This is a genomic window from Streptomyces sp. ASQP_92, assembly GCF_025399895.1.
Taxonomy (GTDB): domain Bacteria; phylum Actinomycetota; class Actinomycetes; order Streptomycetales; family Streptomycetaceae; genus Streptomyces.
The window spans coordinates 147,908-172,785 of the sequence record NZ_JAODUA010000017.1; the positions used below are offsets into that span (position 1 = coordinate 147,908).

Below are 24,878 nucleotides of genomic sequence, written 5' to 3' on the forward strand. Positions count from 1 at the left end.
ATGTGTGGGGGCTCCATGTGCTCCCCGTCTATGGGCGCCCCCTACGCGTATAGCCCATCTGTATGGGGTCGGTCTCCATGGGCCCGGTCTCCATGGGCTACGCCGACATAGGGGCCGGTCCGGGCTCAGTTCATGTTCTGGGCGCACACCACCCAGGTGAGGTTGAATGACGGACATGGTGTCGACCGATCGCTTCCTCGCCTTCGCCGCGATGTCCCTTCTGGTGATCGTGATCCCGGGCCCGAGCGTGCTGTTCGTGATCGGCCGGGCCCTCGCGCACGGTCGCCGTACCGCCCTGGCCACCGTGCTCGGCAACGTTCTCGGCTCGTATGTGCTGGTGTGCGCGGTGGCGCTCGGCATCGGCGCCCTGGTGGAGCGTTCGGCGTCGGTGTTCATGGCGGTGAAGCTGGCGGGCGCCGCGTATCTCGTGCTGCTCGGGGTGCAGGCGTACCGGCACCGGGGTGACATGCGGCTCGGGATGGCGGCCATCGGCGACGCGGCGGCCATCGTCCGGCCGGCCCACGGCGATCTGCGAACCATCGCCGACGGAGTTCTGGTGGGTGTGACCAACCCCAAGGGCATCGTGTTCTTCGCGGCCGTGCTGCCGCAGTTCGTGGACCACACGGCCGGCCATCTGCCCTCGCAGATGCTGCTGCTCGGACTGATCCCCATCACCATCGGGCTGATCACCGACACCCTGTGGGGCCTGGGCGCGGCGGCCGCACGCGGCTGGTTCGCCCGCTCCGAGAAACGCCTCTCGCTGATCGGCGGCGCGGGGGGCTTCGCGATGATCGGGCTGGGCGTGACGGTCGCGGCGACGGGTCGGGCCGACTGACGCGTCCGGCCCGTCCACCCGTCCGTCCACCCTCTTCCGGCGGCCCCCTTCAACTCCCCGAAATCCTCGGCGCCCCCGACTCCCTCGACTCCCTCGCAGCCCCTGGCTCCTTCGCACCCCTCGGCTCCCTCACCGCGGTGACCACACGACTGGTAGGTCGACTGCACCGCCACCCGGTGGAATGAAATCGCCGCGACGGCCCACCGCCACGCGGCGCCCCGCCCGTCCACGCCGACCTGCGACAGGAGCGCGCCAAAATCGGCGGCACCGGGGTCAATGGCGCGTCAGGGCGGGAGACTGAAAGGTGGCGGGGACATAACTTCAGGCGTACGGGCGCATGACGCGTACGGCATCCACACTTCCGCAGCGGAGGACACCATGGACAGCCTCACGATCGAGGACGCCGACCCCGACGAACGCCGCCCGGCAGGGCCGCTGTACGTGCCGGTACGGCTCGGCTCCGCCGGAGGACACCAACTGCGCTTCCTGCGCGACGAGTTCGGCGCCCGCACCGCCGTCGGATTCACCAGTGCCGAGGCCCTGGCGGCCGTACTGGGCCGCGACCAGAGGTGGATCCGGCTGGCCGAACCCGCCCTGAGAGCGCTCTCGGCGCCGCTCGGCGTGGCCCGCGTGACCATCGACCCCGTGCTCGCCCCGCCCGCCCCCCGCCGACGACACGGCCAGCCCCAGCCTCAGACCCCGCCCCTGTGCGCCCGCCGGGACCACGCGCTGAGCAGCTAGCGCCGAGCTGCCACTCCCCTCGCCTCAGCCCTGGTTGCCGACGATCTCCCCGAACCGTACGTCGTACGAGGCGGCCCGGGTCATATCGGCGAGCAACCGCCCCGCCTCCTCGGCGACTTCACCCCGCCGGGCCGCGCCGAGCGCCTCGAAGAGCTGCACGGTGAGCAGGGCAGAGCCGTCCTTGCGCTCCTCGACCCGCCAGATCCCGGCGAGGAAACCGTCGACGAGGAGGGTGCGGTGGGCCTGGTTGCCGGACCAGGCGCGCCCCTTGTGCTCGGGAGGAACGACGCGGGCCCGGTCGGCATGCGAGAGCAGCAGATTGTCGAACTCGGGCAGGAAGCGCGGCGGCGCCGGGGTGTCCTCGTCCGGGCGGGAGGCGTCCGGCAGATCGAAGAGTTCGACCCCGTTCTCGTCCCGGAAGACCGCGAGTTCGGGCCGCAGCCGCGCGAAGACGGGGCCGAGCCGAGTGAGCCCGGACCAGGTCTGCATGTCCTTGACCGAGGCGGGCCCGAAGGCGCCGAGGTAGCGCAGCACGGTCGCGTCGGGCGCGGGAACGGGGCCGGCCGAGCGTCCGAGCCAGTGCTCGACGGTGGTGAGCGCGACCTGCCCGCCGCGTCCCCACAGCCCGCGCGGGGTGACCTGGACGAGCGGGAGCACACAGCGAGCGGCGACGGAGAGCGCGAAGGGGTCCGCGTCCGGCCACTCCTTGAGGAGCGCCTCCCGCAACTCCTTCATGGAGTACGGCCGCTCCTCCACCAGCGCGCGTACGATCGCGCCGAGCCGCTCCGTGTCGACCCCGACCAGCCCCTTGCGGAAGGCGTTCAACTCCCGGTCCCGCGCGGCCTGTACCAACGGTCGCAGGGTGAGCGCGTCGTCCGCCGTGTGGGTGTGGATGGTGGAGCGGAGGGTGACCATCCGCACCACCTCGCGCGCCTCCATCAACTCTGAGAGCGCTTCCGGCCGGAACCCGGCCAGCCGCGACCAGAGTGCGAAGTACGGCGGTTTCACGTTCTGCGCCTGGAGCCCGAGGAGGTGGGCGACGGCATCCTTGGGCGAGAGCGCGTCACTGCGCTTCAGCAGGAGCTGACGGTCGAGGGTGGCGCGATTGAGAGCGCGACGCGAGAGCGGGGGCGCGGCGCTGGTACCGGTGCCGGTGCGATGGGCCATGGGGGAACGGTACGCATCGATGCGGTCAGATCCTGTCCGCATCGGGGGCCGATCTCCGGCGGACTCGGCAGCCCGAGGGGAGCCCGGCCCCCCTGTCCACCCCTCCCCGCGCCGACTCCTCGCTCCTCCGCTCCTCCGAAGCCCCGGACCCTCCGAGACCCCGAATCCTCCGTGCGAGGCGATTTGAGCCATATATCCTGCTACGAGGGCATAGCAATCATGTGGGGCGCCGGTGACAACGGGGCCGCCGACCGTACGGACCGAGGCGGGCCGGCCACCGAGCCGGACGCGGAACGGAGGTGAGAGCGTGCCCGAACGACGGGACCGGAAAGACGGAATCGGCGACAGGTCGACGACGGGGAGCGACATGTCGACAAGGCATGGAACCGAAGGCACGGCACCCGGAGACGGAGGGGGTGGCAGGGGTGGCAGGGGTGGCAGCGTTGTGCAGTCGGCCCTGTACCGCGGCGGGCGCCGCACCGCCTCCCCCGGCTCCCTCGCGGAGACGTTCCGCCGTCTGCGCGAGGCTCCCGACGGCATGGCGTGGATCGGCCTGCAACGCCCGTCGGAGGCCGAACTCCTCTCCCTGGCAGCCGAGTTCGACCTGCACGAGCTGGCCGTGGAGGACGCGCTGGAAGCCCATCAGCGCCCGAAGCTGGAGCGCTATGGCGACACCCTTTTCGTCGTCCTGCGCGCGGCCCGCTACCTGGACGCCCCGGAGGAGGTGGACTTCGGCGAACTGCACGTCTTCGTGGGCCGGGACTTCGTGATCACCGTCCGCCACGCCGCGGCCCCCGACCTGTCGGCGGTCCGCCGTCGCATGGAGGAGGACCCGGACCTCCTCGCCCTGGGCCCCGAAGCGGTCCTGTACGCCATCCTGGACGCGGTGGTGGACGGGTACGCCCCGGTCGTGGCGGGCGTGCAGAACGACATCGACGAGATCGAGACGGAGGTCTTCCGGGGCGACCCCGAGGTCTCGCGCCGCATCTACGAACTCTCCCGGGAAATGGTCGAGTTCCAGCGCGCCACCCGCCCCCTGGTCGGCATGCTGCACGCCCTCATGGCGGGCTTCGCAAAGTACGGCACGGACGAGGAACTCCAGCGCTACCTCCGCGACGTCGCGGACCACGTGACCCACACCAGCGAACGAGTGGACGGCTTCCGCCAGGCCCTGACCGAAATCCTCACGGTCAACGCGACCCTGGTGACCCAACAACAGAACGCGGAAATGCGGGCGTTGGCGGAGGCGGGGTTCGAACAGAACGAGGAAATCAAGAAGATCTCCTCGTGGGCTGCCATCCTGTTTGCACCCACACTGGTGGGAACCATCTACGGCATGAACTTCGAGAACATGCCGGAGCTGAAGTGGGCAGCCGGGTATCCGTTCGCGATCCTGCTGATGGCGGGGGTGTGTGTAAGCCTGTACTTCATCTTCAAGCGGCGGGATTGGCTGTAGCGCCGATCAAGGAGTTCTTGATCATATTTACATGCGCGAACACCGTCGAGTGGCTGGTCCAGCCCACTGGGGAGAATCTGGGGAGAATGCGCAGCATCGGGGAGCGGGTGACTGCCTCGCAGCCTGTCGTTCGGCGTCCCTTGCGCACCCACCCCACCCGCCTCTGGCGTCGCAGACCGTAACTGACAGCATGGACAGCACTCACCCAGCCGAACGGGGAGCGCGTAGCTCCGCCCGCGCGAGCGGCGGCAGCCTGGGCGATCTGCGCCAGGGCGTGCTCGATGTCGTCGGTGTCCTGCCAGCGCTCGGCCTTGCGGAGCAGGTCGAGGTGGTCGAGGGCTCGGCCGGGCAGGGCCTGGAGTCCCCTTTCGTCGAGGACCGGGAGGGCGGGGGCGGTGCGGGTGTGGTGGAGGACGACAGCGGCTGCCGCGCCGTCGAGGTCGTCGGCGTCGCGGATGGGAGTGCCGAGGTCTTCGAGCAGCATGCCCAGCCAGCCGTCGACGATGGCGGAGGCATGGAGCTTGGGCACCGGCACCCCGTAGGTGGCGGCGAGGCGGAGGGGCTGGTCCTCGCTGTCGAAGGGTTTCTTGGCGTACTTGAGGATGCCCGTGCTGCCGTCGGGGAAGGTCAGTCGCTCGACCCCGGACATGGACCACACCCGCACCTCCTCGCGCGCGACAGGGGCGGGGCGGCCGGCGAGGGTGCACAGGGAAGCGAGGAGTTCGGCGCTGAGGTTCGCGTCCATCAAGGGCTCCGATCCTGGTGGAGGCATCCGGGGCGGGCGAGGGAGCCGGCCCCGGATGCCCGGGGGGGGGTACGCGGCGTCGATCACGTGCTGGGCGTAGACCTGCTCGATCCATCCAGCCTTGAACTGGGCTAGGTCGTCACGGACGTTGGCCATCGACGCACCGTAGGGCGCGACCACGCCGCCGGACTGGTCCGGCACGGACTGGCAGCCGTGCACGAGGCGTCCGCCGAACGCGGCGTGGGCCTTGATCGATTCGAGTCGGCGGTGCTCGTTGAACCAGCCGCCGTGGTAAACCTCGTCGAGCATGCCGCCCGTCTTGTCGTCCAGGTCGAAGACGACGGAGGTGGCGGCCGGGAAGAACCAGCACGGGCCGACGTTGGAAATGTGCCCGTCCAGCTCGACCTTGTTCAGCGCCATGAGCGTGGCGGCCTCGCGCAGCATCCGCAGATGCTCGGCGGTGATCTGGGGCAGGCCGAGCCCGGTGAGATGCTCGTCGCGGAAGAGGTAGGCGTACACCTCGTACGCGGTGGCCAGTGCCCGGGCCGCGTCCGAAGTGGACTGGCTGTGCTGCTTGATGAAGTCGAGCGCGAGCTGCTCGACCGCGCTCTGGGTGGTCTCGTCCACGTCCAGGAGCTGGGACTTGACCAGCTCCCAGGCGGCGATGAGCCAGGTGTTCGACTCGAAGCGGAAGAAGTACTCAGCCGGGTCGATGGTGATGCGCCGGCCCTCGACCTGGATGCCGGGCAGGCGGCTCCAGCGCTCGTCGAAGGCTTCGGGCAGCTCGACCGTGATGGCCGTGGTGTCGATGGTGGTCACCGTGTCTCCGTCTCTGATGGGCCAGGGTTCGGGCACAGGAATGCCCGAACCCCAAGCGGGTGTACGGAACTTCGGGGAGCCGCCCGGACCAAGAGGGGAGCCTGGATCACGGAGTCGGGCCGTGCCGGGCGGCTGATGATTAGTGAACCCGCCATCACGCACAGTGGGTACGGTGAGAGCGAGGCCAAGCGGTATACGCGGTTTACAGCTCCGGAGCGGAGGCGGTCGTGGCAACGCAGAGAGCACCCAACTCCCGCCTGCACGAGACCATCGACGCGATCGGCTGCACGTACGAGGCGCTCGCGAAGGACGTCCGGCGCGTCGCCGCAGAGAACGGCGAGATCATTCAGACCAACAAGTCGGCGATTTCCCACTGGGTGAACGGCACTCGCCAGCCCGCCGGGCAGACCGGCCAGGACCTCGCCGAGGCGCTGTCCCGCCGGACCGGGCGCACCATCACTCAGAGCGAGGTCGGTCTCCGGGCACCAGAGGCCGATGTGCCGGACGAGCCGGACGCCGTCGTCGCCATCACCAACCTCGGCCGTGCCGACGTCGAACGTCATCGCTCCTTGGCGGTGGCCGCCTTCACCACCGCCGGCGTCGCCATGCCATTGGCCCACGATCATGAGGCCGCCTCGCGGCTCCTGCGCGCCCGCACCGGCAACACCCTGGTCGGAACGGAGGAAGTCGATGTCGTACGGCAGATCACGACGGCCTTCAGCGCGGCGGACGAGCGTCTGGGCGGAGGCCACGGGCTGACTACCGTCACCGCTTATCTCACCGACACGGCCGCCCCCATGCTCCGGGGCCGCTTCGCCGCGGAAGCCTTACGCAGGGCGGCCTTCGGCGCCGTCGCAGAACTCGCCTACCTCGCGGGCTGGAAGCACCACGACCTCGGTCAGGAAGGCGCGGCCCAGCGCTACTACCAGGTCGGCTACCAGCTCGCCTACGAAGCCGACCCCTATGGCCACGCCGCCTGGATGATGCGCACACTCGCCCACCAGGCCCTCAGCCTCAAACAGCCCCACCACTGCATCGACCTCGCCGAAGCCGCCCTCACCCAAGGCGTCGGCCACATCGACGGCCAGACCGAAGCCTTGCTCCACATCACCCACGCCCGCGCCTACGCCGCCACCAGCGAGAAGCCGTCTGCGGCCCGTGCCCTGCTCGCCGCCGAAGACGCCCTGCTGCGCGACGACGGTCCACAGCCCAGCTACTCCCGCGTCAGCGGTCGCAGGCACCGTGGCCAGCCACACCGCTCGCACTCTGACTGATCTCGCCGACCACGTCGGCACCGAGCAACAGCACCGCGACGCCCTGATTCGCTGGGACCCCGTGAAGTACAAGCGAGTCCATGCCCTGACATACGCCGACCTCGGGGACAGCCTCGCTGCCCAGGCCCGCGCGGACGAGGCGGTGGCCGCTTGGACCCAGGCCCTGGCTTTGATGGAGGGCATGACCTCCGACCGCACCCGCAAGGCGATCACGTCACTGCGCTCGACGCTTGCGGTCTACCAGCGCCGGGGAGTTCTTGGCTCCGCCGAACTCGCCCGCCGCGCACGCGAGGCACTCGCCTAACATGCCCAACACCCCGGCCGACGAAAGGACCATCGTGGCGCAACCGACTACCGACGACCAACCGAAAGCCCTCAAGCCCGCCTTCGAATCCATGACCTTGCTGGTCGCTGCCGTCATCGTCCACGACAAGGCCACCGATAGGGTCGTCCTCCTCCAGCGCAGCCAGGACGCCAAGTTCGCAAAGGGCATGTGGGACCTGCCGGTCGGCAAGAGCGAGCCCGGTGAGCCCATCACCGAGACTGCGGTCCGCGAGCTGTACGAGGAGACGGGCCTGACCGTGAAGCCGGAGTGCCTGAAGGTGGCCCACATCATCCACGGCGCGTGGGGCGTCGAAGCGCCCAACGGTTTCCTCACGGTCGTCTTCGCCGCCCACGAATGGACCGGCGAGCCCGAGAACCGCGAACCCCGCAAGCACGCCCGAGTCAGTTGGGTCGATTTCGACGCCATCCCCGAAGACTTCGTCAACACCACCGGCAGCGCTCTTCACCGCTACCTGACCGATGGGCCACATGTGTCCCTCGACGGGTGGCGCTGAGTAGGGGAAGTCCATCCCGGCCCCGACATCTCGGTCCAACGCCCGCTGGTCGCGTAGGGGGTACCTCGGTCGGCCGGTTTCAGGGCCCTGAAGCACGGCATTATTGCCGGAGGCGGATACGAAGCCAGCGACGTGAGGAGAAGAGGGCGATGACCGATGGAGTCACCCTGTACGGCCCTATCGGGAAGCTCGCCCGTGAGCTGAGCCCGTCGGACGTACTGGGAGCGGAAGAGGTCTACGCCGCGGCCATCGCACTGTGGTCGACAGCCATCGCGCCCCGCCTGGAGATCCAGTCGTATCTGCCGGGGCTACGACCGCCGCTCGTCTGGACGGCGTTTGTCGGCGACAGCACGACCCCCGGGGCCCCGCTTGAGCGAACCGTGGTGGAAGCTCTGCGGATCAACGACAGATTCGCCTTCATCGAAGGGGGATACGGCGTCGATCGTGTGACGCAGCTCTTCCAGGCCGTGGATGCTGCACGCCGGACCGCCACCGCGGGTTCAGTGCTGCCGAGCACGTGGCTGAACGGATCACCGTTCCACTGGACGAGAGGCGGTAAGTGCCGACTTCAGGACGATCTCGACTACGCGCTCCGCGTGGCGTGGGACGGCAGCAACTTCCTGGGCGGGAGGCCGCTGAAGCAAAAGCGGCGCCCTGGCCAGGAGGAACTCGATCGCATACCGCCCATGGTGGGTGTCCTGTGGGGTGTCTCGAAGACCGCCTGGAATCAGCGGCCGCAGACGCCCGGCTGCGACGCCTTCTACTCGCGCTTCCTTCCCTTCAAGGTCCGAAGGACTGATCCGTTTCCGTTGGGCGTGCCGGAAGATCCGCCCGTAGCGCTGACCGATGCATACGCCTGGGTCGTCGACAGCCCGCGCCTGGTGGAGTTGAGCGGCGGCGCGGCAGAGAAGTGGGGTGCGGTCAGGTCCTTGCAGTGGGAACTGGAAGGGGTGCCCGCCCCCCAGCAGGACGCCTTCTCGCTTCGTGTGGGTGAACACACGCTTCGTATCGCGGCAGCACTCGCCGCCGCGGAAGAATCTGCGGTCATCCACCACGACATGATCGAGGCGGCTTGGACCCTGACCCGACGCTCCATCCTGGACAGCTGGGAACTCGACGCGGCGGACACCAGCCGACTCATGGAGCCGTTTGCCAAGGTGGACGCAGCGCTGCAGGCCGCCGAAGACGCAGACAGGGCACCCATCCGAACAGTGTGGTCCGAGCCGTCCGGGCGGTCCGACCAGGAGGCGGACACCGAACCGGCCGGAGAGCCGGAGGCCGATGTCCCGGACATGCCGGTCCAACGCAGAACCGCCGTCGTACAGAGCCAGGACCGGGACACTCGTGTCACCCGCCGCGTCAAGAAGTGGTACGACAACATCTGCCAGATGTGCAGCACCCGAATCGAACTGCCTGCGCCGCCGTACTTGTACAGCGAGGCCGCCCACATCCAGGCCCTCGGCGCTCCGCACGACGGACCCGACCGGATCGAGAACGTTCTCTGCCTGTGCCCGAACTGCCACATCCAGTTCGACAGAGGTGCTCGGTACCTCACAGACGACCTTCACGTCGTCGACGCCCTCACTGGACACAGTCTCGGCCCTCTGAAGATTCACCCGGATCACCTCATCAAACTCACGTACGTGCAGCAGCACAGGGCCCGCTGGAAGGAGCCGCCTACGTGAGCGATGCGTGAGCGGACGGCCCCCTCCAGGACTCTTAATCCATTGGTTGCAGAGACATAACCCTTTTAACGATCACGTCCGAGAACAGCGCGAGCGCGAAAATCTCCACCCACACCAGCGGCCCCGACCTGCGAATTCGGGATAAAAATCGATCACTGCGCGAACGCAGACCGGTGGCGATACTCACCTCGGACGTCGACGACATGACCAAACTGTGTGGCGGCAGGGCGCGGCTGGTTGCCGTGTAGTCCTGCTCATGGCAGCAGTCGGGGACCGGACAGCCGGTAGCATCGGGGTAGTCGGTGCACGGGGGGGCGCGGTGATCGAACTGTCCGAGATGATCAGCGAGTTGAGGGGACAGCTCGCGTCGGCCATGGCCGACGGGGACGGACAGCCGGTGCGGTTCGAGCTGGGTCCCGTGGAGGTCGAGGCGACCGTCGCGGTCACGCGTGAGGCGGGCGCGGAGGCCAAGGTGAAGCTGTGGGTCGTCGATGCGGGAGCGAACGGCAAGTACAGCCAGGCGCAGACACAACGGATCAAGGTCACCCTGACTCCGAAGTCCGTACCGGCCGACGGCAGCCCGGCCCAGTCTGTTCTGATCGCGGGCGGCGAGGTTGAGGGCGAGCGCTGAACAAGGGCTTAGGCCGGAGCGAGTCGCTGAGATCATCGTCAGTCTGCCGTACGGCGGAGGGCGGCGCGGGACCGGGTATCTCGTCTCACCGGGGCTGATTCTGACCGCCGCGCACGTGGTCGATGGCGGCGCGGAGATCAGGGCGCGGTTCCAGGCCGACCAGCCGGAGGAATGGAGCACCGAGGCGGCGGTGTCCTGGCGACATCAGGGCATCGACATCGCGGTCCTCGCCGTGGAAGCCGGAGAACCTGTCGCTACCGGCGCAGCTGTCCCGCCCGTCCCCTTCGGCCGGGTCGATCAGCTGGACGCGGTGCTGACCTGCACCACCCTCGGTTTCCCCCGCTTCAAGCTCCGCACCGACGGCGCCGGTTCGCGCTTCCGGGACGTCGAGCACGTACGGGCCACCTGCGCGGCCCTCTCTAACCGGCGCGAGGGAACGCTCGACCTCACGATCGCGTCGCCGCCCCCTGACGACCCTGATCCCGAGCGCAGCCCGTGGGAGGGCATGTCCGGGGCACCTGTCTTCAGTAACGGCCGGCTCGTCGGCGTCGTCGCCCGCCATCACCGCGGCGACGGCCCTGGGCGCCTCGCCGCAAGCCGGGTGGACCACTGGGCCGATGGCTTGGATGCAGCGGAACAGGCTGTGCTGGAAGAACTACTCGGCCGTGAACTGCGCTACTCGGCGCTGCCCGCCGCCGCGCCAGTCGACGCCGCCGACCTGGTACAAGAGATCTACCGAGCCCAGCTTGCTGATATCGCACCCCAGCAGTTGGAGGACAGAAGGACCGAGCTGGACGCCCTGGTCTCCTTCTGCGCCGGCCCCCACCGCTATCTGTGGCTCCAGGCTCCGCCGTGGGCCGGCAAGACCGCGCTCGCGGCTTGGTTCGCCCGGCACCCGCCCGCGGGTGTCGTACCGGTCTGGTTCTTCATCACCGCCCGCTACGCGAGCCAGTCGGACAGCAAGGCGTACACGGAAGCGGTCATCGACCAACTCGCCACGATCGCGGGCCGGGAACCGCTCCGCAACGCCTCCGCCATGGCCCGTGACGGAGAGCGCCGGTTGCTCCTGCGTGAGGCTGCCGAGCGTGTCGCCGAGCGGGGAGGCACGTTGGTGCTCGTCGTGGACGGCCTCGACGAGGACCAGTCCCTGAAGACCAGCGGCACAAGCATCGCCTCGCTGTTGCCGGAGCGGCCGCCACCGAACGTCCGCATCCTGGTGACCAGTCGGACCAGCCCCGGCATTCCGGGTGACGTCGGCGGCGCACATCCGCTGCGCCACTGCAGGGTGGAGAAGCTGTCCGCTGCGCCCGCCGCCCAGCACACCGAGTACGAGGCGAAGTACGACCTTCAACAGGCTCTCTCCGGCGATCGTCTGCAACGCGACTTGGTCGGCCTACTCACCGCCGCACGCGGCGCCCTGACCATCGACGACCTGCGTGAACTCACCAAGGAACCGGCTTACGAGCTGCGTCGGCGGCTGGGCAGCGCGTTCGGGCGCATTCTGCGGCTGCGGGGTGGCGTGGGCGGAGGCGGAGGCAGCAGTGCGGACATCGACGGCTATGGCTATGGCGGACACGGCGATGAGGTGACGTTGTACGCGTCCAGCCGCGGGTATCTCTTCGCCCACGAAACCCTCCTGACCGCGGCACAGGACGAACTCGGTCCCGACGCGGACATGTACCGGGAGCGTCTGGACATCTGGGCCGAGAGCTACCAGCACCGAGGCTGGCCGGAGAACACCCCGATGTACCTTCTGCAGCCCTACGGGCGCCTCCTCATCCACCTCCAGGACATCCGTCGTGCAACCGCGCTCGCCACGGACATGCGGCGGAGTGACCGTCTGCACGCGGTGACCGGTAGTGATGCGGCCTGCCTGGCCGAGATCGTGGCGGCCCGGGACAACGTCCGCAGAGGCGAACCCGGCGACCTCGGGACGCTGGCAGCGCTCGCGGTCGCAGAGGATCTGGTGGCCCGTCGCAACGCGTCACTGCATCCGACTGTTCCCGAGGTGTACGCGCGTCTCGGCCGTACACGGCAGGCGATCGGTCTCGCGCGGAGCGTTCTCCGGCCGATGGACCGGGCCTGGGCGCTCAGCCTTGTGGCAAACGTACTCGCAGAAGCCTCAGATCCTCGGGCTGTCGGGCTGGCGGAGGAGGCCGTGGGGCTGGCCCAAGCGGAGGAACCGTGGGGTGCTGGCCCCTACCTCTTGAAGGCGCTGGGCCAGATGGCCACGGTACTGGCCCTGGTGGGGAAGGAAACGGAGAGCCTGCACAGACTCCACGCACTGCCGGCGCCGGACTCCGACTGGGCGGTGACGACGACCATCAGGGCATACGTCGAGACGGCCGTAGTGCTTCGGGACAGCTCATCCGCTTCCGGTCTGCTGCGAATGGCCGAGGTCCATGCGGGAAGTATCACGGCACTGCCGGACCGTGCCCGCGCTCTGGCGGCCGTCGCCGACGGATGGCAGCGAGCCGGCGAGCCGGCCCATGCCGCGAGGCTCTACGACCGCGTGGTGAAACTCGCCCGGAGTCGCACCGGTGATCAAGTCGACGTATCCGGGGCCGTCGCGGACGTACTACGGCACGTGCGGCCGTGCGAGGCGGCGAACGCCGCCCGACCCGCCCTGATTCATGCGGACGAACTGCTGTGCGCACCACAGAAGTTGACCGACTGGAGGGAGGAATACGGCGCGGCACACGCGCTCGTCGCGACGGGGCGGGTGGACGATGCCCGGATGCTGGCCGTCGCGCTGGAGGAGATCGCGCACCCGGCCGAACCGGAGCGGTGGGTGGACGTATGGCCGCTGATCGCGGAGGGGTACGCCCGGGAAGGCCGGGCCGACGAGGCATGGGCCGCCCTCGGCGCCTTCCGAGAGGTCGTCCTTCCCTTCGGTGTGGAGGACCACTCAGTCGCCCGTGTCGTCGGTCTGCTGGCCGAAGCCGGTGCCGCCGATCGTCTGGAGCCACTGCTGCCCGTCTCGGCAGAGACGCGGCCGTGGACTGTTGCCGAAGCGTACGCTGCCCTCGCGTTGCACTTTGCCGACTCCGACCAGGATCGGTCGTTGCGTCTCGTATCGAAGGCCGAGCGGGTACGGACGACGGGGGACGGAGCATCCCACCGCGCTGTGCGCGACAGAGACCCTCACCGCGCTGTGCACACACGAATAGCCGCATTCGCGGCAGCGCTCGCCCGCGCAGGCCGTATCGAAGAAGCCCAGCAGCTCTTGGACGTGATCGATACGTCCGACATCTGCGCCTGGGGATACGCGGCCGTGTCCGTCGCCCTTTCGGACAAGGACCCCGACCGGGTGCTGCGATACGCCCAACGCGCGGTAGAGGTGATGCGTTCCTCGGACAGCCCCCCATTCGCACGAGCCAACATATCGACGACGATCATTCAGGCCCTGGCTAGGGCAGGAGCGGCACGACATGCCACACAAGCGATCAGTCAACTCGCCGGAGAGGCAGCGACTTTCATCGGTCAGGGGTATGTCGACCTGGCTCGTGCTCTGGCCGCTGAAGGATTCTGGTCCTACGACCCAGAGGCGGCGCAGAGCCTCGTTGATGCCTTTCTCACCACAGGGAAGGGGAGCGTGCAAGCTGCGCACCTCCTCGCTGTCACGAAGCCATACGACGAGACGCGCAGCCGCGCTCTCACAGAACGCTTGTGCGAGGAGGTGGCCAAAAACCGGCAGTACGGCACCGCAGTGCTGCGCTGTCTGCTGTCCGCCACGCTGGATCCTGCTGCCGCCCGGCGAGATCTTGACCGGCTGGCGCTGGAGCCGGCGGGGGTGGCATACGCACCGTCGGCAACCGCGCTCGCCCTCGCCTGCGCCGCGCTCGGTGACCCCGCGGCCGCTCTCGCCATCGCACTGGGCAGGACAAGAGAAGAGGAGCGCGCTGAGGTGCTCGGACATCTCGCCGCCCATGCCGCCGGCATCTCGGCCGAGACCCTGGTCCCTTCCCCGTTAAGGGATCCCCTCACCTATCAGCGCCCCGTGCTTCGCCTCGCCGCGTTCCTCTTCCCGCCCCCAGGTGGTTCCGATCTTCCCCGCGCCAGAGAGCTTCTTGCCGATGCCTTGACCCGGGACGGCTGGCACCATGCCATCCCCGTGCTCGCAGCCATCGATCCCGAAGCGGTCCTCCGGGCGCGGGACGTCCTCTTCACCCACCTGAGGCTCGGCGGCTGACGGGAAGCCGAAAGACGCGGCCGGAACTTTCACGACCGGCCTCATTCCCCCGTCAGACGGCGGAGTTCGCCGGCTCCCAGATCGCCTCCGCGACCACTCCATTGCGGCGTAGTCGGCCCGCCTGAGTACGGAGGAACTCACCCGCACCATTAGGCACTCGGCGCCCGGGATGTACGCGGAGGATAAGCCACGATCCGCGGTGGGAGACCGGCACCGCGGCCTAGAACGCGTCGATCCGTTCCGTCGTGGCCCGCCTGCGCAGCGATCGCTTTTCAACTCAGCCATCCGGCAATGGCGTTGGCGAGGGCATCACCGCCGTGCTGAACCACGGTTCCCGCCACCAAGGCGGGAAGTGCCTGGGCGATCCCTCGAAGTACGCCAGCCTGTGCATCGGGCGCGGCCAGCGAGGTGTCGACGGTGTCCACCATGGCACGCAGGACCGCCGCGTTGGCCAGACCCGCCTCGTTGCGCTCTACGTCGGCACGGAATGAGGTGAGGAGGTCCCGTACCGCCTCGACGTCGACTGCGACCTGGGCAGACGCGGACTGATATACGTGCGAGATGTTCTGCCCCACGACGTTCTGATTCGGGGCGTTGTTGTTGCCACCGATGCTGATACCCGAGCCGTGTCCCCGCTCCGGTTCGGGGCGCCGCCGTCCCACCATCATCACTTGCCTCCCTGATTGCCGTTGCTCTGGCCGACCCCGCGGATGTCGCTGCCCGCGACGTTCTGAATGGGTGCGTTGTTGTCGCCATACACCTGGATGTTGGTGATGACCGCGGCCACCTGACGCTCGTACGGGGCGGTGTCTACGCCCAGATCGTCGAGATACTCGGCGACGGTCCGAAAGATGCAGGTCTGCATCAACACGACGTGCCTTTTCGCGTCGTCGCTCTGGTGCATGTCGGTGACTTCTTCACTGGAGTATCGATCGCGCATGCTGACCGGATCCTTTTCCTCAGCGCGGCCGTCCTCGGTCTGCTCGCCGAGCCCAAGCCGTGCCACGAAGCGCCACAGCGCGAGGGGGCCAGCAGCAGAGTCCAAGAGCGACTGCGTGACCGCCCAGCCGAGCAGCCGTGTCCCACGCTTGGCGACGGGCGCAGCGGTCACCCGCAGGTCGTTGTACAGGGGCGTCATCACGTGTGGACGCACGGTCAGCCGCAGTTCGCCCGCCTCCAGCGCGGCGTGCACGAACACACTGACCACAACCTGGCCGTCCCAGCTGACACACTGGGCCCGCAGATACAACCGGTCCGGCACGCTGGATGGTGACCGGCGCCCCCGGCCTCGCAGGTCCGGCAGCTCCAGCTTCTCCGCGCGAGTTCGCCGCAGCCACAGCGCCGACGGTAGACCCTTCACCTCCGTGACGGAGAAGCCAGGCAGCGGATCAGTGATCTCCCGGGCTCCGCGCCCCAGCTCCCGCAGCGCCCCGCCCATCCGCCGCAACAGCTCTGCCTCTCCGAACAACTTGACCGACTCCTCCGGGTCCTTCGGCTTCAAAGGGATGTCGATGTCGGCGGACCCCCACACGTCGCGGCCGGCTCCCACGAAGTACTCGGGCTCGTTGTACGGCAGCTCCCGCCTCGCCTGTTCGTCGCCTATCCGCGCCATCCGGCGAGCGCCCTTCGGGGCGGACCATGGCAGCCGATCGGACGACACACCATCCCTGACAAGCCGGGCCAGCGCCACCCGCGCCGCAAGCCTGTCACCAACACACACCATCGCGGCTCCGACCAGCAGCGCGAACGGCAATACGAGAAGCCCGATCCGCAGAGCGACGACCTCGCCACCGACCGGCTCGTACGGAACAACCGCGAGCACCCACGGGATGCACAGCACGAAATACGCCACCCGGGGCGAACTGGCCAGCCGCGACTTTCTTCCCTTGCGCATCGCCCGGTACGCGGCCCACCGCATCAAGAGGGCCACCAGGGCGACCACTACCCAGACAATGGCCGCCCGCGATGCCATGTACATCACGAGGGTAGCCAGAAACAGAACAGCCGAGCGCCGAGCCCACCGACGTCGCCGGGCACGCAGGCTGTGCGCCATCACGGGTACGAGGTCGAATCCGTACGACGGCACAGGCAGCGGCGGCCCATGCAGCACATGGTCCACCACCCACTGCGCCACAGGCTCGCCCAGCGGCGGACAGTCGTCACTGCCCTCCAGGTAGATGCGTCTGCGAGTGCTGCGTCGAGGCTTGTTCGGCTTCTTGCCCTTGCCCCGGAACTTGCGCCACCACGCCTTGACCTCCCCGACTCGGTCAGGACGCGCATAGACGGTTTGACACAGAAGCCTCGTCACCTCAGAAGAGGTTGGATCCACCTCGCCGGTACGGTCACCGGAGGTCGTGGGGTCAACCTGACTAGGCATCGCCGGCCCATCGACCACCCCGCTTCCGGCCCGGCCCTGAGCCCGCAGTCCCCACCCCAACGCCATGCCGCCCCCGTTCGCCGATACGGCGGGCATCTTCACGGTGAACTTCGAAATCCACCAGATCGCAAACACGACAATCCACTCAACCTCAGCTCACGACCTAGGGATTGACCGAATTCCGCGCACCGACGCGGCCGCGCTGATCGTCCCCAGCCTCGCCGGCTCGCTGCGGGCCGTGCTCGACCAACGCAAACTGCTGGCCACCTGGATCGAGGAACTGCTCGACAAGCACCCTCTTTCGAAGATCCTGATCTCGATGCCCGGCATCGGGGTCAAGACCCGGCCTCGCTCCGGCGACCAGGAGGTCTGGCTCCTCGATCCGCGGGGAACAGCCCTCGCGGCGCGGCAACAAGCAGCTGAAACGAGCGTTCTTCCTGTCCGCGTTCGCCGCGCTGTCCGACCCAGCCTCCAGGGCCTACTACGACAAGAAGATCAAGCAGGGCAAGCACCACACCCAAGCCCTCCTCTGCCCGGCCAGACGCCGGGCCGACGTCCTGTTCGCGATGCTCCGCGACGGCACCTTCTACGAGTCCAGAACCCCCGTCATCACCCTCACCACATGACCACCCGAAACAGCCTCACATTCGGCACCACGTCCTTGACGAAGGACATAGGTGCGCCGTGAAGCGCGAGTTGTTCGAGTGGCGGTGAAAGGACGCCACCGCCGTCCTGTCGCAGCAGGGCGGTTGAAGCTGATGACAGCCCGACCCGGGAGGTGCCGGGGAGGGTGGCAAGCGGCCCTGACAAAGCCGGGACGTATCAGCACTGCCAGTGACAGTCGCACGCCATCCCCCTTCGCGCCGTCGGTCATCGACAGGTGCAACGGTGGCACAGACAACAGCTGGACCAGCCCGCTTCCCGGGCAGAGGATGGTGATATCAGGGCCGAGGAAGAGAATCCGATTCGTTCCTGCAGCCTTCGTCCACAAAACCGAACGCCATCGCTGCTCCGACTCGCTTCCAATACGTTGCGTAGCCCGTTCCGACACCTGAACCGGACTCCTGGCCAGCGGCGCCCCATCCTCCCCAGCAGCGGCAGCTAGGGAGAATCTGGGGAGAATGAAGCCGCCCTGGGGAGCGCCTGGGGAGAATCGACCCTGCAAATCGACGTCACGGTGAAAGCACCGGAAATCCTCATCTCCGCAGGTCAACACGTCCCAGATCGAGATTTCCGCAGGTCAGCACCACGAGGGCGACGTCTTCAAGAAGATCTCGTCATGGGCGGCCATCCTGTTCGCGCCGACCTTGGTCGGGACGATCTACGGCATGAACTTCGAGCGAATGCCGGAACTGGGGTGGGCGCTCGGCTATCCGTTCGCGATTCTGCTGATGGCGGTGGTGTGCGTCAGCCTGTACTTCGTGTTCAAGCGGCGGGACTGGTTGTAGAAGGGAAGGGCACGGCGTCACGAGTTCGGTTGGCTCCGCAGAGGCGAACGCCCACGGGTCCGCTCCCGACTCCCGCGCCATCCGGCTCCGACGGGCGCTGGGGACGCGCGGGCCCGCCACCCCGTCACCGTTGCCCCCGCGAACGCGCGGGTAGCGTGGAGACATGGACGACGTCGGCACCCAGGACGGGCAACCCTCGGCCGAGGACCGGGGCTTCCCCGTGTTCCATGCGGAGCGCTGCGGCGGGCTCGGTGAGTTGGACGGGCGGCTCACCGGGTGCCGGGCCTGTCCTCGGCTGGTGGCCTGGCGCGAGGAGGTCGCCGCGACGAAGCGGGCCGCCTTCCGGGACTGGGAGTACTGGGGCCGGCCGGTCCCGGGATTCGGTCCGCATGACGCGCCGCTGGTCGTGGTCGGGCTCGCTCCGGCCGCGCACGGCGGCAACCGGACGGGCCGCATGTTCACCGGTGACGCCTCGGGGGACTTCCTTTTCGCGGCCCTGCACGCGGTGGGCCTCGCCTCTCAGCCCACGGCCACCACCGCCGACGACGGCTTGGAGCTGTACGGGGTCAGGGTGACCTCCCCCGTGCACTGTGCTCCCCCCGAGAACAAGCCGACCCCCGCCGAGCGGGACACGTGCCGGCCGTGGCTGGCGGCCGAGATCGGACTGCTGAACCCTCGGGCCATCGTCGTCCTGGGGGCCTTCGGCTGGCAGACGCTCCTACCGGTCCTCGCCGACGCGGGCTGGCAACTGCCGCGCCCCCGGCCCCGGTTCGGCCACAAGACCGTGGTGACGCTGCGCCGCGCCGAGCCCGACGCGGCGCGTCCGGCTGGAGGAGGCGGCCGGGGTGAGGGCCCCGGCCGGGCCGCGGCCGACGAGCTCCATGTGATCGGCTGCTACCACCCCAGCCAGCGCAACACCTTCACCGGCCGCCTCACCTCTCCGATGCTCGTGGACCTGCTCCATCAGGCCGCTGACCTGGCGGGCTTGGACGCCCACCCCTCACCCGCACCGCGCTTCGGCACGGACCGGCACTGACCCCGCCCTCACCCTCGCGAGCCCGCCGCCGCACGGCCCTCGCGAGCCGACACGGCCCCTCCCCTCCGCCCCCGCACGGCGCTCACCCCCGCGCGAGCGCCCCCAACGCCACATTCAACTCAAGGACGTTGACCCCCGGCTCGCCCAGGAAGCCCAGGGTTCGGGGGTGGGTGTGCTGGGTGACCAGGGCTTCCACCTCGGTCACGTCCAGGTGGTTCTTCTCGGCTACGCGGCGGATCTGGAGTTTCGCGTACGCCGGGGAGATCTCGGGGTCCAGGCCCGAGCCGGAGGAGGTGACCGCGTCGGCGGGGACGTCGGACGGGGGCACCGGGTAGCCGGGGGTCGAGTTGTCCCGGACCACCGCCTCCTTGGCCTGTTCGACCTGGGCGATCAGCTTCTCGTTGTCGGCGGAGAGGTTGGTCGCGCCCGACACCAGGAGCTGGTACCCCGTGTTGAGGGTGTTGGTGCCGAGGCCGTGCGAGGGGCGCGGCTGGAACCACCTCAGGTCCGGCAGCGGGGGCTCGTCGGGGTCGGCCGGGTTCTTCTTCGGGAGGTTGTACGTCTGGCCGATCAGGGCCGAACCCACCACCTTTCCCCCGGACTTGATCGCGGAGCCATTGGCCTTGTCGGGGAAGGCCAGTTGGGCGACGCCCGTGACCAGTAGGGGGTAGATCACGCCGCATACGAGGGTCAGGACCAGCAGGGCGCGCAGGCCGGCGCCGAGCACCCGTGCTGTGTTCGCTACCGAGTTGTTCATGAGGAGCTGCACCTTTCCGCTCAACGCAGGCCGGGAATCAGGGAGATGAGCAGGTCGATGGCCTTGATGCCGATGAAGGGGGTGATCAGGCCGCCGAGTCCGTAGATCCCGAGGTTGCGGCGGAGCAGGCGGTCGGCGCTGGTCGGCCGGTAGCGGACGCCCTTGAGGGCCAGCGGCACCAGGGCGATGATCACCAGCGCGTTGAAGACGACCGCCGAGAGGATCGCCGTCTCGGGGCTGTGCAGGCCCATGATGTTGAGCTTGTCCAGGCCCGGGTACACCACCGCGAACATCGCGGGGATGATCGCGAAGTACTTGGCCACGTCGTTGGCGATCGAGAAGGTGGTCAACGCCCCACGGGTGATGAGGAGTTGCTTGCCGATCTCGACGATCTCGATGAGCTTCGTCGGGTTGGAGTCGAGGTCGACCATGTTGCCGGCCTCCTTCGCCGCCGACGTGCCGGTGTTCATCGCCACTCCGACGTCCGCCTGGGCGAGCGCCGGGGCGTCATTCGTGCCGTCGCCCGTCATCGCGACCAGCTTGCCGCCGGCCTGCTCCCGCTTGATGAGCGCCATCTTGTCCTCGGGGGTGGCCTCCGCGAGGAAGTCGTCCACCCCCGCCTCCTCGGCGATCGCCTTCGCGGTCAGCGGGTTGTCACCGGTGATCATGACCGTTCGGATGCCCATGCGGCGCAGTTCGTCGAACCGCTCCCGCACCCCCTCCTTGACGACGTCCTTGAGGTGGATGACGCCGAGCACCCGCGCGCCGTCCGCGTCCTCCACCGCCACCAGCAGCGGCGTGCCACCCGCCTGGGAAATTTGGTCGGTGAGGGCTTGGGCGTCCTGGGCGACGCTTCCGCCCCGTTCCTTCACCCAGGCGAGGACCGAACCGGCCGCGCCCTTGCGGACCTTGCGCCCCTCCACGTCCACGCCCGACATACGGGTCTGGGCGGTGAAGGCCACCCACTGGGCCCCGGTCAGCTCGCCGCGGTGACGCTCGCGCAGCCCGTACCCCTCCTTCGCGAGCACCACGACGGAGCGGCCCTCGGGTGTCTCGTCGGCGAGCGAGGAGAGCTGGGCGGCGTCCGCGACCTCGGCCCGGGTGGCGCCGCCGACCGGCACGAACTCCGCGGCCTGGCGGTTGCCCAGGGTGATGGTGCCGGTCTTGTCGAGGAGCAGTGTCGAGACGTCGCCGGCCGCCTCGACCGCCCTGCCGGACATGGCCAGGACGTTGCGCTGGACCAGGCGGTCCATGCCGGCGATTCCGATGGCGGACAGCAGGGCGCCGATGGTGGTCGGGATCAGGCAGACAAGGAGCGCGGTCAGCACGATCATGGACTGTTCGGCCTTCGCGTACAGGGCGAAGGGCTGGAGGGTGACGACCGCGAGCAGGAAGACGATGGTGAGGGACGCCAGGAGGATGTTGAGGGCGATCTCGTTCGGGGTCTTCTGCCGGGCCGCGCCCTCGACCAGGTTGATCATCCGGTCGATGAACGTCTCCCCCGGCTTCGTCGTGATCTTGATGACAACCCGGTCCGACAGCACCTTGGTGCCGCCGGTGACGGCCGAGCGGTCGCCGCCGGACTCCCGGATGACGGGCGCGGACTCGCCGGTGATGGCCGACTCGTCGACGGAGGCCACGCCCTCGACCACGTCACCGTCACCCGGGATGACGTCCCCCGCCTCGCAGACGACCAGGTCGCCGATTCCGAGCTCGGTGCCGGGGACCTGTTCCTCGCGACTCCCGTTCAGGCGGCGGGCGACGGTGTCGGTCTTGGCCTTGCGCAGGGTGTCCGCCTGCGCCTTGCCGCGGCCCTCGGCGACGGCCTCCGCCAGGTTGGCGAAGAGCGTCGTGAGCCACAGCCACCCGGCGATCGCCCAGCCGAACCAGTCCCCCGGGTTCTTGATCGCCAGCACGGTGGTGAGCACCGACCCGATCTCCACGACGAACATGACCGGGGACTTGACCATGACGCGCGGGTCGAGCTTGCGCACCGCGTCGGGGAGGGACGTGACCAGTTGCTTCGGGTCGAACACGCCGGCCCCGACCCGGCCGGCACCGGACCCCGGCCCGCCGGGTCCACCGGGTGTGTCGGGTACGTCAGGTGCGTCGGAGTGGGGCGCGCGGGTGGATGGTGCGGTGGACATGGAGCCGGGCCCCTCGGGGTTCTTCGTACGGGTGGTCATGAGGCGAGGCCTTCCGCGAGCGGGCCGAGCGCCAGTGCCGGGAAGTAGGTCAGACCGGCGACGATCATCACGGTGGCCACCAACAGGCCGGTGAACAAAGGCTTGTTGGTGCGCAGGGTGCCCGCCGTCTCCGGTATCGGCTGCTGCTCGGCGAGCGATCCCGCGAGCGCGAGGACGAACACCATGGGGACGAACCGGCCGAGCAGCATGACCAGCCCGATGCTGGTGTTGAACCAGGGGGTGTTGGCGTTCAGTCCGGCGAACGCGGAGCCGTTGTTGTTGGCGCCCGAGGTGTAGGCGTACAGGACCTCGGAGAAGCCGTGCGCGCCCGAGTTCGCCATCGACGTCAGGGTGGACGGCATCGCCATCGCGACCGCCGTGAAGGTGAGGACGAGGGCCGGGGTGACGAGGATGTAGCAGGCCGCGAACTTGATCTCGCGGGTGCCTATCTTCTTGCCCAGGTATTCGGGCGTACGCCCCACCATCAGACCCGCGACGAACACCGCGATGACCGCCATGACCAGCATGCCGTAGAGCCCTGATCCGGTGCCGCCCGGGGCGATCTCGCCGAGCTGCATGCCCAGCATGGTGAGGCCGCCGCCGAAGCCGGTGAACGAGGAGTGGAAGGCGTCCACCGCGCCGGTCGAGGTGAGGGTGGTGGCGACCGCGAAGATCGAGGACCCGCCGATGCCGAACCGGTTCTCCTTGCCCTCCATGGCGCCGCCGGCGGCGTTGAGCGCGGGGCCCGCGTGGTGGAACTCGGTCCACATCATCAGGGCGGTGAAGCAGACCCAGATCGTCACCATGGTGGCGAGGATCGCGTAGCCCTGCTTCACCGAGCCGACCATCGTGCCGAACGTACGGGTCAGCGCGAACGGGATGACGAGGATCAGGAAGACCTCGAAGAGGTTGGAGAAGCCGTTGGGGTTCTCGAAGGGGTGCGCGGAGTTGGCGTTGAAGTAGCCGCCACCGTTGGTGCCGAGCTCCTTGATCGCCTCCTGGGAGGCGACCGCGCCGCCGTTCCACTGCTGCGAGCCGCCCAGGAACTGGCCGACCTCGTGGATCCCCGAGAAGTTCTGGATGGCGCCGCACGCGACCAGGACGACCGCTCCGATCACCGAGATGGGCAGCAGGACGCGGACCGTGCCGCGCACCAGGTCGGACCAGAAGTTCCCGATCGCCCCGGCGTCCGCTCCGCCCCGGGGCGCTCCCACGTCCCGGCGATGCGCGAAGCCCCGTACCAGTGCGACGGCGACGGCGATGCCGACGGCCGCGGAGACGAAGTTCTGCACCGCGAGGCCGCCGGTCTGCACGAGGTGACCCATCGTCTGCTCACCCGCGTACGACTGCCAGTTGGTGTTCGCGACGAAGGAGGCGGCCGTGTTGAAGGCCTGGTCCGCCGGGATGGAGACGAAGCCGAGCGAGCCGGGCAGCGAGCCCTGGAGACGCTGCATCAGATAGAGGAACAGGACACTCACCGCGGAGAAGGCGAGCACGCCCCGCAGATAGGCGGGCCAACGCATCTGCGTGGAGGGGTTGGCGCCGATGGCCCGGTAGATCCACTTCTCGACGCGCAGATGCTTGTCGCTGGAGTAGACCCGGGCCAGGTAGTCGCCCAGCGGACGGTATGCCAGGCCCAGTGCCACGGCCAGAGCCAGGAACTGGAGCGCGCCGGCAACAACAGGAGACATGGTGGCGCTCAGAACCTCTCCGGGTACACAAGGGCGAGGACGAGGTAACCCAGCAGGGCGACGGCCACGATCAGACCGACGATGTTCTCGGCAGTCACAGCTTGGCCACCCCCTTGGCGATGAGCGTCACCAGCGCGAAGACCGCGATCGTGGTGACGACGAAGGCCACATCGGCCATCGTGAACTCCTCAGAGAGGCGCGAAAAAGAACGGACGCCCTGAGGAAACCCCCTCAGCAGGTGTTTTCGGCCTCCGTTGACGCCCCTCTTACGGCCCCCGGAGACTCCTTTACGGGTCTCATACGCACGCCCTGGAGGACCTGGGGTGGGTGACCTCTGCGGCTGTGGGTTTCCTGCCGGGAGGGCCCGCGACGTCCGGGGCTCCTGTCGGGGGCCCATCGCGAGGGGGTTCCTGCCGGGGGCATCGAGTCGCATGCGGGCGCCCGGGCGGCCCGGGCGAGGAGGGCGCGCGGGATCGAGTCCAGGAAGGGGACCATCAACTCCCGGGCAGCACACGGGAGTTGGTCTGGGTTCTCCCGGTCCCGGAGGTACGCCGTTGTTGGTCGGCGGGCTCGACGGGAGCGGGGTGCGTGGCCCGCGCGTGGGGACGGCGCCGGGCGGGTGGGTGACGCGTGGGGTCCGGCGGGGTGGTACGCACGCGCCGGGGGCAGGGTGGTACGCACGCGCCGGGGGCGGGGTGACCGGTCGGACCCGGTCACCCCATGGTGGGTCAGGCGGCGCGGCGCGCCCGGGCGGCCTTGCGGGCCTCGGCCATCTCGCGGGACTCACCGGCGCGGCGGGAGTTCCCCGGCCGGCCGGAGGACTGCCCGCGCGCGGTGCCACGGCCACGGAACGGCGCCTGGCCGCGCTGCTTGGGGCGCTCGGCGGGTGCTCCGGACGGGCCGACCGGGATGCCGGAGGGGGCCTTGGCCCCGGTGATGCGGCTCAGTTCGGCCTCTCCGGAGCGGACCTGGGTGATGGTCGGGGTGATCCCGGCGGCC

General features: G+C 68.9%; 15 protein-coding genes and 6 pseudogenes. 11 read left to right on the forward strand and 10 right to left on the reverse strand.

Going from position 1 to position 24,878, the window contains the following annotated elements; all coding sequences use genetic code 11:
* The first annotated feature begins 175 nt into the window (after positions 1-175).
* Positions 176-835 (forward strand): LysE family translocator, encoded by a 660-nt coding sequence (locus tag N4G70_RS29340; RefSeq protein ID WP_261715773.1) that lies wholly within the window; start codon positions 176-178, stop codon positions 833-835.
* 378 nt (positions 836-1,213) lie between these two features.
* Positions 1,214-1,576, forward strand: coding sequence for an SAV_915 family protein (locus N4G70_RS29345; RefSeq protein ID WP_261715774.1), 363 nt, complete (start codon positions 1,214-1,216; stop codon positions 1,574-1,576).
* Positions 1,577-1,600: 24 nt separating this feature from the next.
* On the opposite strand, the gene N4G70_RS29350 is transcribed toward N4G70_RS29345, so the two are convergent.
* Entirely contained in the window at positions 1,601-2,743 is a 1,143-nt protein-coding gene (locus tag N4G70_RS29350; RefSeq protein ID WP_261715775.1) for a winged helix DNA-binding domain-containing protein, read from the reverse strand.
* A 367-nt stretch (positions 2,744-3,110) separates the two neighbouring features.
* Between N4G70_RS29350 and N4G70_RS29355 the strand changes: the two genes are divergently transcribed.
* Positions 3,111-4,199 (forward strand): magnesium and cobalt transport protein CorA, encoded by a 1,089-nt coding sequence (locus tag N4G70_RS29355; RefSeq protein WP_261715776.1) that lies wholly within the window; start codon positions 3,111-3,113, stop codon positions 4,197-4,199.
* A gap of 148 nt (positions 4,200-4,347) precedes the next feature.
* Here the strand turns inward: N4G70_RS29355 and N4G70_RS29360 are convergent.
* Together N4G70_RS29360 and N4G70_RS29365 are read right to left on the reverse strand one after the other, a co-directional pair.
* Positions 4,348-4,944: pseudogene (locus N4G70_RS29360) on the reverse strand (aminoglycoside phosphotransferase family protein); the annotation flags it as partial.
* 72 nt (positions 4,945-5,016) lie between these two features.
* Positions 5,017-5,763 (reverse strand): annotated as a pseudogene (locus N4G70_RS29365) (hypothetical protein); the annotation flags it as partial.
* Positions 5,764-5,990: 227 nt separating this feature from the next.
* Here N4G70_RS29365 and N4G70_RS29370 point away from each other — a divergent pair.
* The 5 genes and pseudogenes from N4G70_RS29370 to N4G70_RS29395 all read left to right on the forward strand — a co-directional run bounded on the left by N4G70_RS29370 (position 5,991) and on the right by N4G70_RS29395 (position 14,384).
* A pseudogene (locus tag N4G70_RS29370) lies at positions 5,991-7,341 on the forward strand (tetratricopeptide repeat protein).
* 1 nt (position 7,342) lies between these two features.
* Positions 7,343-7,876 carry an NUDIX domain-containing protein gene (locus N4G70_RS29375; protein ID WP_261715777.1) on the forward strand — a complete coding sequence of 178 codons (534 nt, stop codon included), beginning with the start codon at positions 7,343-7,345 and terminating at the stop codon, positions 7,874-7,876.
* A gap of 149 nt (positions 7,877-8,025) precedes the next feature.
* Positions 8,026-9,561 (forward strand): HNH endonuclease, encoded by a 1,536-nt coding sequence (locus N4G70_RS29380; protein WP_261715778.1) that lies wholly within the window; start codon positions 8,026-8,028, stop codon positions 9,559-9,561.
* Between the two features lie 319 nt (positions 9,562-9,880).
* Positions 9,881-10,192 (forward strand): trypco2 family protein, encoded by a 312-nt coding sequence (locus tag N4G70_RS29390; protein ID WP_261715779.1) that lies wholly within the window; start codon positions 9,881-9,883, stop codon positions 10,190-10,192.
* Positions 10,176-14,384: a trypsin-like peptidase domain-containing protein gene (locus tag N4G70_RS29395; RefSeq protein WP_261715780.1), complete on the forward strand. Its 4,209-nt coding sequence runs from the start codon at positions 10,176-10,178 to the stop codon at positions 14,382-14,384. Before N4G70_RS29390 ends, N4G70_RS29395 begins: the two co-directional genes overlap by 17 nt.
* 272 nt (positions 14,385-14,656) lie before the next feature.
* Here the strand turns inward: N4G70_RS29395 and N4G70_RS29400 are convergent, their stop codons facing one another.
* Together N4G70_RS29400 and N4G70_RS29405 are read right to left on the reverse strand one after the other, a co-directional pair.
* The gene (locus N4G70_RS29400; RefSeq protein WP_261715781.1) at positions 14,657-15,052 is read right to left on the reverse strand and encodes a hypothetical protein; all 396 of its coding nucleotides are present in this window, start codon (positions 15,050-15,052) and stop codon (positions 14,657-14,659) included.
* The gene (locus N4G70_RS29405) at positions 15,052-16,692 is read right to left on the reverse strand and encodes a hypothetical protein (RefSeq protein WP_261715782.1); all 1,641 of its coding nucleotides are present in this window, start codon (positions 16,690-16,692) and stop codon (positions 15,052-15,054) included. The genes N4G70_RS29400 and N4G70_RS29405 overlap by 1 nt, the downstream gene beginning before the upstream one ends.
* 247 nt (positions 16,693-16,939) lie before the next feature.
* Here N4G70_RS29405 and N4G70_RS29410 point away from each other — a divergent pair.
* The 3 genes and pseudogenes from N4G70_RS29410 to N4G70_RS29420 form a co-directional block, all read left to right on the forward strand.
* Positions 16,940-17,387 (forward strand): annotated as a pseudogene (locus tag N4G70_RS29410) (transposase); the annotation flags it as partial.
* A gap of 636 nt (positions 17,388-18,023) precedes the next feature.
* Positions 18,024-18,209, forward strand: a pseudogene (locus tag N4G70_RS29415) (CorA family divalent cation transporter); the annotation flags it as partial.
* Between the two features lie 163 nt (positions 18,210-18,372).
* A complete protein-coding gene (locus N4G70_RS29420) occupies positions 18,373-19,245 on the forward strand; it encodes a uracil-DNA glycosylase (protein WP_261715783.1) in 873 nt (290 codons plus the stop codon).
* Between the two features lie 82 nt (positions 19,246-19,327).
* Here N4G70_RS29420 and N4G70_RS29425 read toward each other — a convergent pair whose 3' ends face one another.
* The 5 genes and pseudogenes from N4G70_RS29425 to N4G70_RS29445 all read right to left on the reverse strand — a co-directional run.
* Positions 19,328-20,002 carry a potassium-transporting ATPase subunit C gene (locus tag N4G70_RS29425; RefSeq protein WP_261715784.1) on the reverse strand — a complete coding sequence of 225 codons (675 nt, stop codon included), beginning with the start codon at positions 20,000-20,002 and terminating at the stop codon, positions 19,328-19,330.
* Between the two features lie 20 nt (positions 20,003-20,022).
* On the reverse strand, positions 20,023-22,149 hold the full coding sequence (kdpB, locus tag N4G70_RS29430) for a potassium-transporting ATPase subunit KdpB (protein WP_399037273.1): 2,127 nt from the start codon (positions 22,147-22,149) through the stop codon (positions 20,023-20,025).
* A 35-nt stretch (positions 22,150-22,184) separates the two neighbouring features.
* Positions 22,185-23,879 carry a potassium-transporting ATPase subunit KdpA gene (gene kdpA / locus N4G70_RS29435; protein ID WP_261715786.1) on the reverse strand — a complete coding sequence of 565 codons (1,695 nt, stop codon included), beginning with the start codon at positions 23,877-23,879 and terminating at the stop codon, positions 22,185-22,187.
* 8 nt (positions 23,880-23,887) lie between these two features.
* Positions 23,888-23,977: a K(+)-transporting ATPase subunit F gene (gene kdpF / locus N4G70_RS29440; RefSeq protein ID WP_063801986.1), complete on the reverse strand. Its 90-nt coding sequence runs from the start codon at positions 23,975-23,977 to the stop codon at positions 23,888-23,890.
* A 630-nt stretch (positions 23,978-24,607) separates the two neighbouring features.
* A pseudogene (locus tag N4G70_RS29445) lies at positions 24,608-24,878 on the reverse strand (RNA helicase); the annotation flags it as partial.

What these genes read in the sequence shown, in the direction of transcription:
- N4G70_RS29340 (WP_261715773.1), top strand. Translation starts at nt 176, where the DNA reads ATGGTGTCGACCGATCGCTTCCTCGCCTTCGCCGCGATGTCCCTTCTG.
- N4G70_RS29345 (WP_261715774.1), top strand. Translation starts at nt 1,214, where the DNA reads ATGGACAGCCTCACGATCGAGGACGCCGACCCCGACGAACGCCGCCCG.
- N4G70_RS29380 (WP_261715778.1), top strand. Translation starts at nt 8,026, where the DNA reads ATGACCGATGGAGTCACCCTGTACGGCCCTATCGGGAAGCTCGCCCGT.
- N4G70_RS29400 (WP_261715781.1), bottom strand. Translation starts at nt 15,052, where the DNA reads ATGATGGTGGGACGGCGGCGCCCCGAACCGGAGCGGGGACACGGCTCG.
- N4G70_RS29375 (WP_261715777.1), top strand. Translation starts at nt 7,343, where the DNA reads ATGCCCAACACCCCGGCCGACGAAAGGACCATCGTGGCGCAACCGACT.
- N4G70_RS29355 (WP_261715776.1), top strand. Translation starts at nt 3,111, where the DNA reads ATGTCGACAAGGCATGGAACCGAAGGCACGGCACCCGGAGACGGAGGG.
- N4G70_RS29420 (WP_261715783.1), top strand. Translation starts at nt 18,373, where the DNA reads ATGGACGACGTCGGCACCCAGGACGGGCAACCCTCGGCCGAGGACCGG.
- kdpA (WP_261715786.1), bottom strand. Translation starts at nt 23,879, where the DNA reads ATGTCTCCTGTTGTTGCCGGCGCGCTCCAGTTCCTGGCTCTGGCCGTG.
- N4G70_RS29350 (WP_261715775.1), bottom strand. Translation starts at nt 2,743, where the DNA reads ATGGCCCATCGCACCGGCACCGGTACCAGCGCCGCGCCCCCGCTCTCG.
- kdpB (WP_399037273.1), bottom strand. Translation starts at nt 22,149, where the DNA reads ATGTCCACCGCACCATCCACCCGCGCGCCCCACTCCGACGCACCTGAC.
- N4G70_RS29425 (WP_261715784.1), bottom strand. Translation starts at nt 20,002, where the DNA reads ATGAACAACTCGGTAGCGAACACAGCACGGGTGCTCGGCGCCGGCCTG.